Below are 11,939 nucleotides of genomic sequence, written 5' to 3'. Positions count from 1 at the left end.
AATGGTCGAAACCTTACTGGAAGTTCGCAACCTGAGTAAGACCTTTCGCTACCGTACGGGGCTGTTTCATCGTCAAACTGTCGAGGCGGTGAAACCGCTGAGCTTTACGCTGCGTGAAAAACAGACCCTGGCGATCATCGGCGAGAACGGTTCCGGGAAATCCACCCTGGCGAAAATGCTCGCCGGCATGGTTGAACCGACTGCAGGCGAAGTGTTAATTGACGATCATCCTCTGACGTTCGGCGATTACTCTTTCCGCAGCCAGCGCATCCGCATGATCTTCCAGGATCCGTCCACCTCGCTTAATCCGCGCCAGCGCATTTCGCAGATCCTCGATTTTCCGCTGCGTCTGAACACCGACCTGGAGCCCGAGGCGCGCCGTAAGCGCGTATTTGAAACCCTGCGTATGGTTGGGCTGTTACCGGATCACGAAAGCTACTACCCGCATATGCTGGCCCCCGGCCAGAAACAGCGTCTGGGTCTGGCGCGCGCATTGATTTTGCGGCCAAAAGTGATCATTGCGGATGAAGCGCTTGCCTCGCTGGATATGTCGATGCGCTCGCAGCTGATTAACCTGATGCTGGAATTGCAGGAAAAACAGGGGATCTCGTATATCTACGTCACCCAACATCTGGGAATGATGAAGCACATCAGCGATCAGGTGATGGTCATGCACCAGGGAGAAGTTGTCGAGCGCGGCAGCACGGCGGATGTGATGGCCTCCCCGCTTCATGAGCTGACAAAACGACTGATAGCGGGTCATTTCGGTGAAGCACTGACCGCCGATGCGTGGCGTAAAGACCGTTAAACAAGCGTTGCACTGTTCAATAAGGATTAAATAGCTTTTACACGCTGTTTAATCCTTTAACTTTCTCATCTCCACTCCTGCTCCATATTCTCAGCAAAATACATCAACAGTTCTTCTCCAGAATATCCGGACATTACGGAGGAGAAGAAATGAACACCGCCACTTACGTTCTCAAATATACAGAGTATCTCATCAGAAAATGCCGTTCATATTTAATGACGGACCTGCACTTTCATACTGTGAGGCTGAAGAAAGCGTCCGGGAAACCCCCTGATATTCAATCACCCACAACGTTGAGTGAAAAAATATGCCATCGTCTGGTCTATGATCATAATAACCTCTACACGATGCTCGCCGATAAGCTCGCCGTTCGGGAATACATTTCCTCCAGAACAAATCGCGTGAAAACGGTGCCATTAATAGGCGTTTATAACAGGGCGTCGCAGATTGATTTTTCCGTACTCCCTGACAAATTCGTCCTTAAGTGCAATCATGACAGTGGCAGCACAATAATATGTACAAACAAAGCGCAATTTAATGTCAGGGAAGCATGTAAAAAGCTGAGCCTCGCGTTAAAGAAAAATTTGTACTACACCACGCGCGAATGGCAGTACAAAAACATTTCGCCGAGTATACTTTGCGAGCCGTTTATCGATCTCTTCGATGATGCTGACAGGAATACAACGCCTGAAATGCTGAGGATCCATTGCTTTCACGGCGTTGCCCACTATGTTGAAGCGGATTTTACGGATGATAACGGAAAAGGTTTTATCAACGTTTATGACAGGTACTGGAACTTACAACCCTTCCAGATGGAATATCCCAATACTTCAGCAAATCCAGGCGAACCGGTTCTGTTCCGACAGGCATTGTTGGCATCCCAGGAGCTGGCGGATGGAATTGACTACTGCCGCGTTGACCTTATGCTAAAAAAAGATGAAATCTATTTCAGCGAAATAACCCTAAGCCCGAAACGCGGTAAACTGAAGATTACCCCGCTGGAATGGGATGCTACGTTAGGAAAAATATGGCATTTATCGCCAGCAGGCGCATTTGACCTGCCGCTGAAACTCACGCGTCGGGCCAGGTGAGTTTAAATATCGAGTGGTTTTGCGTCGATAAGGTATAGGTAACATCGCCACCATGAGCCAGCATGATGGCTTTTACCACCGACAAGCCCAAACCACAGCCTTCCGGGTTCACATGTCTGGCACCATTATCGCGCTGAAAGGGCTGAAATAAGAAATCATGAAACTCCCTGGGGATGCCCGGTCCCCCGTCCTGAATAAGGATATAATTGCCTTTATCAGAAACGCCATTTTTCACGATGAGTTTGCGCGAGGTTGAATAGTGTAAGGCATTGTCAAATAAAACGGTCAGACACTGATTGATGCGTAACGGATCGAATACGCATTGCTGCTCCCTCAGTTCTGTATTGACGGTAAATGCCTTACGGTTGAACTCAGGCATGAAGGTATCGAGTGTATCCTGTATTGTCCCTTTTAGATCCGTGCTGGACTGGTATAGCGTGTATCCCGCCCCGCCATCCGAACTGACAACCCGGAGATCTTCAATCAGACGGGTTAACCCTTCCGTCTGTTTGAGAAGATTATTAAACAGCACCGGGTCCGGGGTAAAAACACCGTCAACCAACCCCTGAAGCCGTCCGCGTAAAATCGTGACAGGGGTTCTCAGCTCATGCGCAATAGCGGCATTCCAGGATTTCCTCTGAATATCCAGCGTCTGTAATTTTTCCGCCATTTCATTGAAATCCGTCACAAGGTGATTGATTTCACCCAGCCGGGAACTGGTACAAAATGCCCGGGCGTCCAGATCGCCCTGAGAAATCTTTTTCAGGCTGGACGCTACCGCGTTTAGCGGGGTGAGTATTCGCGATGAAAGTTTGACCGTGAAAAAGAGTGCGATAATCAGGCTGATCGTTGTCGCGGTCCCAATCCATGCCCAGTCCCACATCGTCATCTGCTCGTCATCGCCCGCAGCAGGGCCGCCCGGGAGGTGATCCAGAATAAAGGAGTAAAAAAACCACGAGCCCAATATAGCAATGGCAATTATCGTAAACGTCAGCAACAGCATATACGTTAAGATCTGACGACTCAGGACTGACTCTTTGCTCATTTCTTTTCCCCAAGCCGGTAGCCCATGCCTCTGATGCTCTCGGGAACACCGTAGAGGCCAGCAAGCTCCAGTTTTTTACGCAGCTTGCTCATATGGCTGTCGACCGTTCTGTCGAGCGTGTCACCTTCCGGCAGACACGCGTTGAGTAACTCTTCACGGGAACAGACCTTTCGCGGATAACGCACCAGCCAGGTAAGTAATTTAAATTCGGTCGTCGTTAATACCGGGGAGATAACCTCTTCACCAACGGTGACTTCCACATAGAAATCATCCGGATAGACCGTAATAAAGGGCGTTCTGAGCGGCAGGGAACCCGCCTGCTGAAGCGCGGTTTTTGTCCTGCGCAGCACCGCCTCAACCCGCGCGACAACCTCAGAAGGGTTGAAGGGTTTGATCACGTAATCATCTGCGCCCAGCCTCAGCCCCATAAGCTTATCGACATCCTGATCGAGAGCGGAAACCATAATGACGGGAACAGCACTTTCCTGACGAAGCGTGGTAAGTACGCTCCAGCCGTCACATACGGGCAGGTGAATGTCCAGCAATATGAGATCCGGTTTATGCAGGCGATTGAGCGTTATGGCCTGCTCGCCCTGCCTGACTCTGAGCGCTTTCATTCCCGAACGCTCTAAATAGCTCATCAGTATATCGGCGATTTCGTCTTCATCTTCAACTACAAGGATCAACGTATTTTTGTGCATTTTATCTCCGTGGGTGAAATCCCTTTGAGCACGCTATCAGATATCTTTAGCACAATAAGACACAGCCTCCGGGAAAAAGTGCCGTGGTCACGAAAATTTCCCGCTTAATTAAAATGCCCGGTTATTTCTCCACACAGCCTACACATTCAGTCAATAAAGACTCGACAATCCCGGTTCAAAATCGCTATTGAGGCATAACCCTTTGTGCATTGCGCGTTACAAATTACCACTTTTTCCTAAAGATTTTATGAAGCTGGCTGAAATAATGAACATGGAACTTTCTAAATATTTCTCTCCTAAAAAGCTGGGCATATATTCCCTGTTTCTGCTGCTGTCGTGGGGATTACTTTATACCTGGCTGGTGCTGGTGCACAAAATGGATGAAAAAGTCGCCTCGACGCTACTCTCTTCACCCATTATCTATGGCTGTATCGCATTGTCGGTTGTCTTTCTGATAATCCAGAATAAAGCTGGCGCGTTAACCGAGCTGCTTGTTATCGCCTTCTGGCTAATAGTGATTTTTGTTTATCTCATTATTACGTTTACCGTGCTGTTAAACGCGATGCCCGATATCGAGGATCTGATCTTTTACTACGAGTGTTATTTGATTATATTTTTTGGCGGAGCACCGCTGTACCTCATTATGAGAATGATTTGAGCCGTTTCTCCACACGTCCTCCATAAACCGCCCATGTCCGCTAAACAGGCGCGCGGTAGACTCTCTACCTCACTCTTTTGCACAAAAATAACTCAATGCCTCATTTTTTTATTGAACGCCCCGTTTTCGCCTGGGTAGTGGCGCTTTTTATCGTTTTGGCGGGAATTCTGTCTATTCCCCGTTTACCGGTTGCGCAGTATCCGGCAGTGGCACCGCCGGGAATCATTATTTCCGTCAGTTACCCGGGGGCCAGCCCTGATATCATGAATACGTCGGTGGTGTCGTTAATAGAGCGCGAAATATCTGGAGTCGATAACTTGCTCTATTTCGAATCATCCAGTGACACAACCGGTTCGGCATCGATCACCGTCACGTTTAAACCGGGCACGGACATCAAGCTGGCGCAGATGGACCTGCAGAATCAGATTAAGATCGTCGAGCCTCGTCTGCCTCAGGCGGTAAGACAAAACGGCATTAACGTCGAGGCCGCTAATTCTGGCTTTTTAATGATGGTGGGGCTGAAGTCCACGACAGGTCAGTTTGAGGAAGCCGATTTAAGCGACTATTTTGCCAGAAACGTCAGTGACGAGCTTCGTCGCGTGCCCGGCGTAGGGAAAGTTCAGCTGTTTGGCGGCGAAAAAGCGCTGCGCATCTGGCTGGATCCACTGAAGCTCCACGGCTATGGTCTTTCGGTAAGCGATGTTCTTACCGCCGTTGGCCAGCAAAATGCCCTGGTTTCGCCCGGTAAAACGGGAGATGAGCCCGCAGCTGAAGGACAAGGGGTAACGTATCCCATCACCGTAAAGGGACAGCTCTCCTCGGTAGAGGCGTTCAGCAATATCACCCTGAAATCTGACGCATCCGGCGCCCGCCTGAAATTGTCCGACATTGCACGCATTGAATCTGGCCTGCAAAGCTACGCCTTTGGTATTCGCGAAAATGGCGCGCCCGCAACGGCGGCGGCAATACAGCTGTCGCCAGGCGCCAACGCAATGAGTACGGCTTCAGGCGTACGCGCACGCATCGACGCGCTTTCCCAGGTATTACCGGAAGGAATGGCGTTTACGGTTCCCTTCGATACCGCGCCGTTTGTGAAACTTTCTATCGTGAAGGTTGTTCAGACATTTGTGGAAGCGATGGTCCTCGTCTTCCTGGTTATGCTGCTTTTTCTGCACAAGATACGCTGTACGCTTATCCCGGCGATTGTTGCTCCCGTCGCACTTCTTGGTACCTTCACGGTGATGTTATTGAGCGGATATTCCATCAATATTCTGACGATGTTCGGCATGGTGCTGGCGATAGGGATTATCGTTGATGATGCCATCGTGGTCGTAGAAAACGTTGAACGACTGATGGAGGAAAAAAGCCTGTCCCCGCGTGACGCCACGCGGCAAGCCATGCAGGAAATCACCCCGGCGATTATAGGCATCACGCTGGTGCTAACCGTCGTCTTTATTCCCATGGGGTTTGCCGAAGGATCCGTCGGGATTATCTACCGACAATTTTGTATCTCCATGGCGGTCTCCATACTGCTGTCCGCGTTTCTTGCCCTGACGCTGACGCCTGCCCTGTGCGCAACGTTACTCAAGCCGCACAAGGCGGGAAAGAGCGGAGGTGGAAGGTTCGCGACCGAGTTTAACGCGCGCTTCCGTTCGCTCACCGTCTGTTACGAAGCCAGGCTGGGTGCCGTTATGAAGCGAAGCGGACGTATGCTGCTCCTGTACGTTGCGCTTTGTGCTGCGCTGTTTTTGGGATTGTCTTCGTTACCGTCGTCCTTTCTACCGGAGGAAGATCAGGGCTACTTTATGTCCTCAATCCAGCTGCCTTCTGATGCCACGATGCAGCGCACCCTGAACGTGGTTAAAAAATTTGAAGAGGAAATTGCGGCCCGGCCGGATATTGAAAGCAACATTATGATCCTGGGGTTTGGGTTTTCAGGTTCAGGGCCGAATTCGGCTATGGCCTTCACCACGCTGAAGGACTGGAAAAACCGGCAGGGTTCGACGGCTCAGGGTGAAGCCGACCATATACAGGCCAGTATGGCGAACGTCTCTGATGCCGTCACGATGAGCCTGCTCCCGCCGACCATTTCGGATATGGGCACCTCCTCGGGGTTCACCTGGTACGTGCAGGACAGAGCCGGGCTGGGCTACGAGGCGTTAAAGCGCGCTGCTGACGCGCTGGTCCTGCAAGCCAATCAGCGTCCTGAACTGAGTGACGTCTATATAGACGGTCTTCCGGAAGGAACAAGCCTTGCGCTCAAGGTGGACAGAGAAAAGGCGGAAGCGATGGGCGTCTCATTTGATGAAGTCAACCAGACGCTCTCCGTCACCCTGGGCTCAAATTACGTCAATGACTATACGAATAGCGGCCGCGTTCAGCAGGTGATCATTCAGGCCGATGCGCCCTACCGAATGCAGCCTGAGCAGATACTGACATTATCTGTGAAAAACCGGATGGGTCAGATGGTACCGGTATCGACGTTTGCCACGCTTTCCTGGAACGTTGCGCCGCAGCAGTTGACGCGTTACCAGGGATATTCTGCGATTCGCATTACCGGAAATGCGGCCTCGGGAGAGTCCAGCGGCACCGCAATGAAGGTTATGGAGAGTTTGTCCAGAGATTTACCTCAGGGCATGGCGGGCGAGTGGGCCGGGAGTTCATTGCAGGAGCGAAAATCGGAATCTCAGCTTCCGGGCCTTATCGTCCTGTCGATACTGGTCGTATTTATGGTTCTCGCCGCCCTGTATGAGAGCTGGTCTATTCCTTTTGCGGTCATGCTGGTCGTTCCGCTGGGTCTTATCGGCGCGGTGATAGCGGTATCTGTTGCCGGTATGACGAATGACGTTTTCTTCAAGGTCGGCCTGATTACGCTTATCGGCCTGTCGGCCAAGAACGCCATTTTGATTGTTGAATTTGCCAGGCAGCTCCATCGCGAAGGGCAACCCCTGCTGGCGGCAACCGTTCATGCCGCCAGCCAGCGCCTGCGCCCTATTCTGATGACATCGTTAGCCTTCACCTTAGGGGTTGTTCCCTTGATGCTGGCCAGCGGTGCGAGCGACAGTACGCAGCATGCCATCGGTACCGGAGTATTTGGCGGCATGATTAGCGGTACGCTTCTCGCGATCTTCTTCGTACCGGTTTTCTTTATCGTCATTGCGCGTTTTGTCGATAACATCAGGAAAGCGTGAATACCCTGGCGGAATCGCGCTCCCTCTCTGGTTGGATGAGGCGAAGCTGTTGCCGGGTGATATAATGGACGAATGCTGAAATTTTGAGCCCCCGCGAGTCCGCGGTGCATTCTTCGGAGCAGGCGTCTTCGGAGAAGTGCGAGAAATATCGTGACACAAGGGGCTGTGAGTGGGCTATAATTTCGAGCTAATTTCGAATGATTTTGAAATACTGCCTGTAACGCTATGAATTACAAGGCAAAATAAGCAATGAATATAAGGATTAAAGCTATGGGTTTTCTTTCCGGTAAGCGCATTCTGGTAACTGGCGTTGCCAGCAAACTGTCCATCGCATACGGCATCGCACAGGCAATGCATCGCGAAGGCGCTGAGCTGGCGTTCACCTACCAGAACGACAAGCTGAAAGGCCGTGTTGAAGAGTTTGCCGCGCAGCTGGGTTCCAGCATTGTTCTGGAATGTGACGTTGCACAAGACGAAAGCATCGACGGCATGTTTGCTGAACTGGCAAAAGCATGGCCGAAATTCGACGGTTTCGTTCACTCCATTGGCTTCGCTCCTGGCGACCAGCTGGACGGCGACTACGTGAACGCGGTTACCCGTGATGGCTTCAAAATCGCTCACGACATCAGCTCCTACAGCTTCGTTGCGATGGCGAAATCCTGTCGCGCAATGCTGAACCCGGGCGCAGCCCTGCTGACCCTGTCCTACCTGGGCGCTGAACGTGCTATCCCTAACTACAACGTTATGGGTCTGGCTAAAGCGTCTCTGGAAGCGAACGTACGCTACATGGCGAACGCAATGGGTCCTGAAGGCGTGCGCGTTAACGCCATCTCTGCAGGTCCTATCCGCACCCTGGCAGCTTCCGGTATTAAAGATTTCCGTAAAATGCTGGCACACTGCGAAGCGGTTACCCCGATTCGTCGTACCGTTACCATTGAAGATGTGGGTAACTCTGCAGCATTCCTGTGCTCTGACCTTTCCGCTGGTATCTCCGGCGAAGTGGTTCACGTTGACGGCGGCTTCAACATCGCTGCAATGAACGAGCTGGAAATTAAATAAGCTGTTACTCTCTTCCCGCCCGGGAAGAGAGTTTTCCCCCCGCACCATCCCTCCGTTATTCCGTTCTGCTATTTGTTATCACCTAACAATATTTTTCCCTTTATCTGCCTTACGCCAGGATATTGATCGCCATTTTGAGATCAAGGAACGCACATGGAACAACGCCGTTTTTCCGGCAAAGGCCACTGGTATCACGAAACCCAGTCGAACCACGCGCAGACGGATGTTCTGCCTCTGGTGCCCGAAGCCGCTAACGTCGACGATCGTTTTTTGCTCGATTTAGCCTTGCCTGATGAGATTGTCGCCGCCTGTTCTGGCTGGCTTACCCCTGCCAGAGACTTATGCCACCAGCTGTTTCCGCTCTCGATTCCCGTTAACCGCCTGCATACGCTCAGCGCCTACGATCGACTCAGTACCGCGTTAACGGTCGCACAGGCCTGCGGCGTTCAGCGGCTCTGTAACCATTACGCCGCCCTCCTCGCCCCGCTTCCCGGCCCGGACTCCTCGCGCGAAAGTAACCAACGTCTGGCGCAAATTACGCAGTATGCCCGCCAGCTCGCCAGCTCCCCTGATGTCATTGATGATAAAGCGCAGAACCAGCTTGATGAGGTTGGCCTGTCAACGTATGACATTGTGGTGATAAACCAGATTATCGGGTTTATCGGGTTTCAGGCGCGCGTCGTCGCGATTTTTCAGGCGATGTTGGGACACCCTGTTCGCTGGCTGCCAGGCCATCATATTCAGCCGCACACGCTGCCCACGCGCCACGACGCGTGGGTGCCGCTTTTGCCTGTCGTCGAGCTGCGCTATGCGAGCGCGCATCAGCTTGAGTCGCTGTCTCGCTGGCAGGCAGAACCCGCGCTGGAGGCGCTGACGCCGGTCCTTTGCCACGAGCCGTCGCTGCTCGACCTGACCGGAGAAATCCTGTTAAACAGCCGTGAAGAGATCCCGCTGACGTCCCCCGCACTTTCGGCGGCGGTCGAACTGCTGACACGCTCTCCGGACCGCTTCAGCGCCGCACAGTTTACCCCTCTCACGGATGAAGGACTCCCCGGCGAACACGCCGTCACGCTGCTTACCCAGAGTGCGTTTGATGGCTGGCTCAATCGTCTGAAAGTCGCGTTTGGTAAAGAGGAATAACCATACTAATTACCCAAAGACCGCTTGCTGAGACAGTGAGAATCGCGTAAAACTGTCAGCCGCTCAATGGCTACGAAAATAGAACATTATGTTTCAGGACAACCCGCTGCTAGCGCAGCTTAAACAGCAACTGCATTCCCAGACGCCGCGTGCAGAAGGGGTCGTAAAAGCCACGGAAAAGGGCTTTGGCTTCCTTGAGGTTGACGCGCAGAAAAGCTACTTCATTCCGCCACCGCAGATGAAGAAAGTGATGCATGGCGATCGCGTCATGGCCGTCATTCATACCGAGAAGGACCGAGAGTCTGCCGAGCCGGAAGAACTGATCGAGCCGTTCCTGACCCGTTTTGTGGGTAAGGTGCAGGGAAAAAACGATCGTCTTTCTATCGTGCCGGATCATCCCCTGCTGAAAGATGCCATTCCCTGCCGCGCCGCCCGTGGCGTTGAGCATGATTTTAAAGAAGGTGACTGGGCCGTAGCAGAAATGCGCCGTCATCCTCTGAAAGGCGATCGCGGTTTTTATGCCGAGTTGACCCAGTTCATTACCTTCGGCGCCGACCATTTCGTGCCATGGTGGGTGACGCTGGCGCGCCACAATCTTGAAAAAGAAGCGCCGAACGGCGTAGCGACTGAGATGCAGGACGAAGGTCTGACGCGCCGCGATCTCACCGCGCTGGAGTTTGTCACCATCGACAGCGCCAGCACAGAAGATATGGATGACGCGCTGTACGCTGAAGAGAGCGCCGATGGCAAACTGCATCTGACCGTGGCCATTGCCGATCCAACTGCCTGGATTGCCGAAGGCAGCAAGCTGGATGACGCGGCGAAAATCCGCGCCTTCACCAACTACCTGCCGGGCTTCAACATTCCGATGCTGCCGCGCGAATTGTCAGACGATCTCTGCTCGCTGCGTCCAAATGAAGTGCGCCCGGTGCTTGCCTGCCGCATGACCATCGCCGCAGATGGCACGATTGAGGACGATATCGAGTTCTTTGCCGCCACTATCGAATCGAAAGCCAAGCTGGCCTACGATAACGTGTCCGACTGGCTTGAAAATACCGGTAGCTGGAAACCTGAATCCGACGCCATTGCCGCGCAAATCCGTTTGCTGCATCGCATCTGCCTGAACCGCGGCGAGTGGCGTAAAACCCATGCGCTGGTGTTCAAAGACCGCCCGGACTATCGCTTTGTTCTGGGCGAGAAAGGCGAAGTGCTGGATATCGTGGCCGAACCGCGACGCATTGCGAACCGCATCGTTGAAGAGGCGATGATTTCCGCCAACATCTGCGCCGCACGCGTGCTGCGCGACAGGCTGGGCTTTGGCATTTACAACGTCCACACCGGGTTTGATCCGGCGAATACCGAAGCGCTGGCGGCCCTGCTTAAGAATCACGATGTGCACGTCGATCCGGAAGAAGTGCTGACGCTGCCGGGCTTCTGCAAGCTTCGCCGCGAACTGGACGCGCAGCCGTCAGGTTTCCTGGACAGCCGCATTCGTCGCTTCCAGTCCTTCGCGGAAATCAGTACCGAGCCGGGCCCGCACTTTGGTCTGGGCCTCGACGCTTACGCCACCTGGACATCGCCAATCCGTAAGTATGGCGATATGGTTAACCACCGTCTGCTGAAAGCGATTATCAAAGGTGAAACCATTGCCCGTCCGCAGGAGGACACCACGCTGCAGATGGCCGATCGCCGCCGTCTGAACCGCATGGCGGAACGTGACGTTGGAGACTGGCTGTACGCACGCTTCCTGCAGGATAAAGCCGGTACGGATACCCGTTTCGCGGCTGAGATCATTGATATCAGCCGCGGGGGTATGCGCGTCCGCCTGGTCGATAACGGCGCTGTCGCGTTTATTCCTGCGCCGTTCCTGCATGCGGTTCGTGAAGAAATGGTCTGTAGCCAGGAAAATGGTACCGTGCAAATTAAAGGTGAAACAGTTTACAAAGTCACCGACGTGATTGACGTCACTATCGCCGAAGTTCGCATGGAAACCCGCAGCATTATCGCGCGTCCTGTCGCCTGATAACCGCTTCAATTGTCGGTCCTTTCTTTTCCGGAAGGGCCGACAATTTTTCTTTTTACCCCCACCACAAAATCATTATTTTTCCTTACTATTTTCAGAATCCCTTCGCCCAAACCCGCCATAATTATCTACAGTAAAAGAGTGTTGTTATATTCGGTTACGTGAATTTTTATACGCTCAGTATCCTTTTTAACCTGTCTCGTTTTATTATAAGAAAACAGGG

At 52.6% G+C, this 11,939-nt stretch carries 9 protein-coding genes; 7 read left to right on the top strand and 2 right to left on the bottom strand.

Translation table 11 applies throughout. The features are described 5' to 3' along the window. Position 1: 1 nt before the first annotated feature. Entirely contained in the window at positions 2–808 is an 807-nt protein-coding gene (gene sapF, locus V4835_RS10775) for a putrescine export ABC transporter ATP-binding protein SapF (RefSeq protein ID WP_063145066.1), read from the top strand. 149 nt (positions 809–957) lie between these two features. Then, positions 958–1,899 (top strand): ATP-grasp fold amidoligase family protein, encoded by a 942-nt coding sequence (locus V4835_RS10770; RefSeq protein ID WP_331412133.1) that lies wholly within the window; start codon positions 958–960, stop codon positions 1,897–1,899. Here the strand turns inward: V4835_RS10770 and V4835_RS10765 are convergent. Together V4835_RS10765 and V4835_RS10760 are read right to left on the bottom strand one after the other, a co-directional pair. Next, complete coding sequence (locus V4835_RS10765) at positions 1,880–2,944, bottom strand: ATP-binding protein (RefSeq protein ID WP_331412132.1); 1,065 nt, start codon at positions 2,942–2,944, stop codon at positions 1,880–1,882. The genes V4835_RS10770 and V4835_RS10765 overlap by 20 nt on opposite strands. After that, positions 2,941–3,645: a response regulator gene (locus V4835_RS10760; protein WP_331412131.1), complete on the bottom strand. Its 705-nt coding sequence runs from the start codon at positions 3,643–3,645 to the stop codon at positions 2,941–2,943. The genes V4835_RS10765 and V4835_RS10760 overlap by 4 nt, the downstream gene beginning before the upstream one ends. A gap of 247 nt (positions 3,646–3,892) precedes the next feature. Here V4835_RS10760 and crrC point away from each other — a divergent pair, with 247 nt between their 5' ends. The 5 genes from crrC to V4835_RS10735 all read left to right on the top strand — a co-directional run bounded on the left by crrC (position 3,893) and on the right by V4835_RS10735 (position 11,716). Further along, on the top strand, positions 3,893–4,303 hold the full coding sequence (gene crrC, locus V4835_RS10755; RefSeq protein ID WP_331412130.1) for a colistin resistant protein CrrC: 411 nt from the start codon (positions 3,893–3,895) through the stop codon (positions 4,301–4,303). Between the two features lie 95 nt (positions 4,304–4,398). Further along, positions 4,399–7,494 carry a multidrug efflux RND transporter permease subunit gene (locus tag V4835_RS10750; protein ID WP_331412129.1) on the top strand — a complete coding sequence of 1,032 codons (3,096 nt, stop codon included), beginning with the start codon at positions 4,399–4,401 and terminating at the stop codon, positions 7,492–7,494. A gap of 270 nt (positions 7,495–7,764) precedes the next feature. Next, on the top strand, positions 7,765–8,553 hold the full coding sequence (gene fabI / locus V4835_RS10745; protein WP_003856831.1) for an enoyl-ACP reductase FabI: 789 nt from the start codon (positions 7,765–7,767) through the stop codon (positions 8,551–8,553). Between the two features lie 153 nt (positions 8,554–8,706). Continuing rightward, the gene (locus V4835_RS10740) at positions 8,707–9,693 is read left to right on the top strand and encodes a CMD domain-containing protein (RefSeq protein ID WP_331412128.1); all 987 of its coding nucleotides are present in this window, start codon (positions 8,707–8,709) and stop codon (positions 9,691–9,693) included. 88 nt (positions 9,694–9,781) lie between these two features. Beyond that, entirely contained in the window at positions 9,782–11,716 is a 1,935-nt protein-coding gene (locus V4835_RS10735; protein ID WP_331412127.1) for an exoribonuclease II, read from the top strand. The last annotated feature ends 223 nt before the right edge of the window (positions 11,717–11,939 follow it).

Origin of the sequence: Enterobacter cloacae complex sp. CARB60, from assembly GCF_036487345.1 — a bacterium.
GTDB lineage: Bacteria > Pseudomonadota > Gammaproteobacteria > Enterobacterales > Enterobacteriaceae > Enterobacter > Enterobacter asburiae_D.
Note: the sequence above shows the minus strand (reverse complement) of the source record. Positions and strands in the feature narration are given on the sequence as shown.

What these genes read in the sequence shown, in the direction of transcription:
- sapF (WP_063145066.1), top strand. Translation starts at nt 2, where the DNA reads ATGGTCGAAACCTTACTGGAAGTTCGCAACCTGAGTAAGACCTTTCGC.
- V4835_RS10770 (WP_331412133.1), top strand. Translation starts at nt 958, where the DNA reads ATGAACACCGCCACTTACGTTCTCAAATATACAGAGTATCTCATCAGA.
- V4835_RS10765 (WP_331412132.1), bottom strand. Translation starts at nt 2,944, where the DNA reads ATGAGCAAAGAGTCAGTCCTGAGTCGTCAGATCTTAACGTATATGCTG.
- V4835_RS10760 (WP_331412131.1), bottom strand. Translation starts at nt 3,645, where the DNA reads ATGCACAAAAATACGTTGATCCTTGTAGTTGAAGATGAAGACGAAATC.
- crrC (WP_331412130.1), top strand. Translation starts at nt 3,893, where the DNA reads ATGAAGCTGGCTGAAATAATGAACATGGAACTTTCTAAATATTTCTCT.
- V4835_RS10750 (WP_331412129.1), top strand. Translation starts at nt 4,399, where the DNA reads ATGCCTCATTTTTTTATTGAACGCCCCGTTTTCGCCTGGGTAGTGGCG.
- fabI (WP_003856831.1), top strand. Translation starts at nt 7,765, where the DNA reads ATGGGTTTTCTTTCCGGTAAGCGCATTCTGGTAACTGGCGTTGCCAGC.
- V4835_RS10740 (WP_331412128.1), top strand. Translation starts at nt 8,707, where the DNA reads ATGGAACAACGCCGTTTTTCCGGCAAAGGCCACTGGTATCACGAAACC.
- V4835_RS10735 (WP_331412127.1), top strand. Translation starts at nt 9,782, where the DNA reads ATGTTTCAGGACAACCCGCTGCTAGCGCAGCTTAAACAGCAACTGCAT.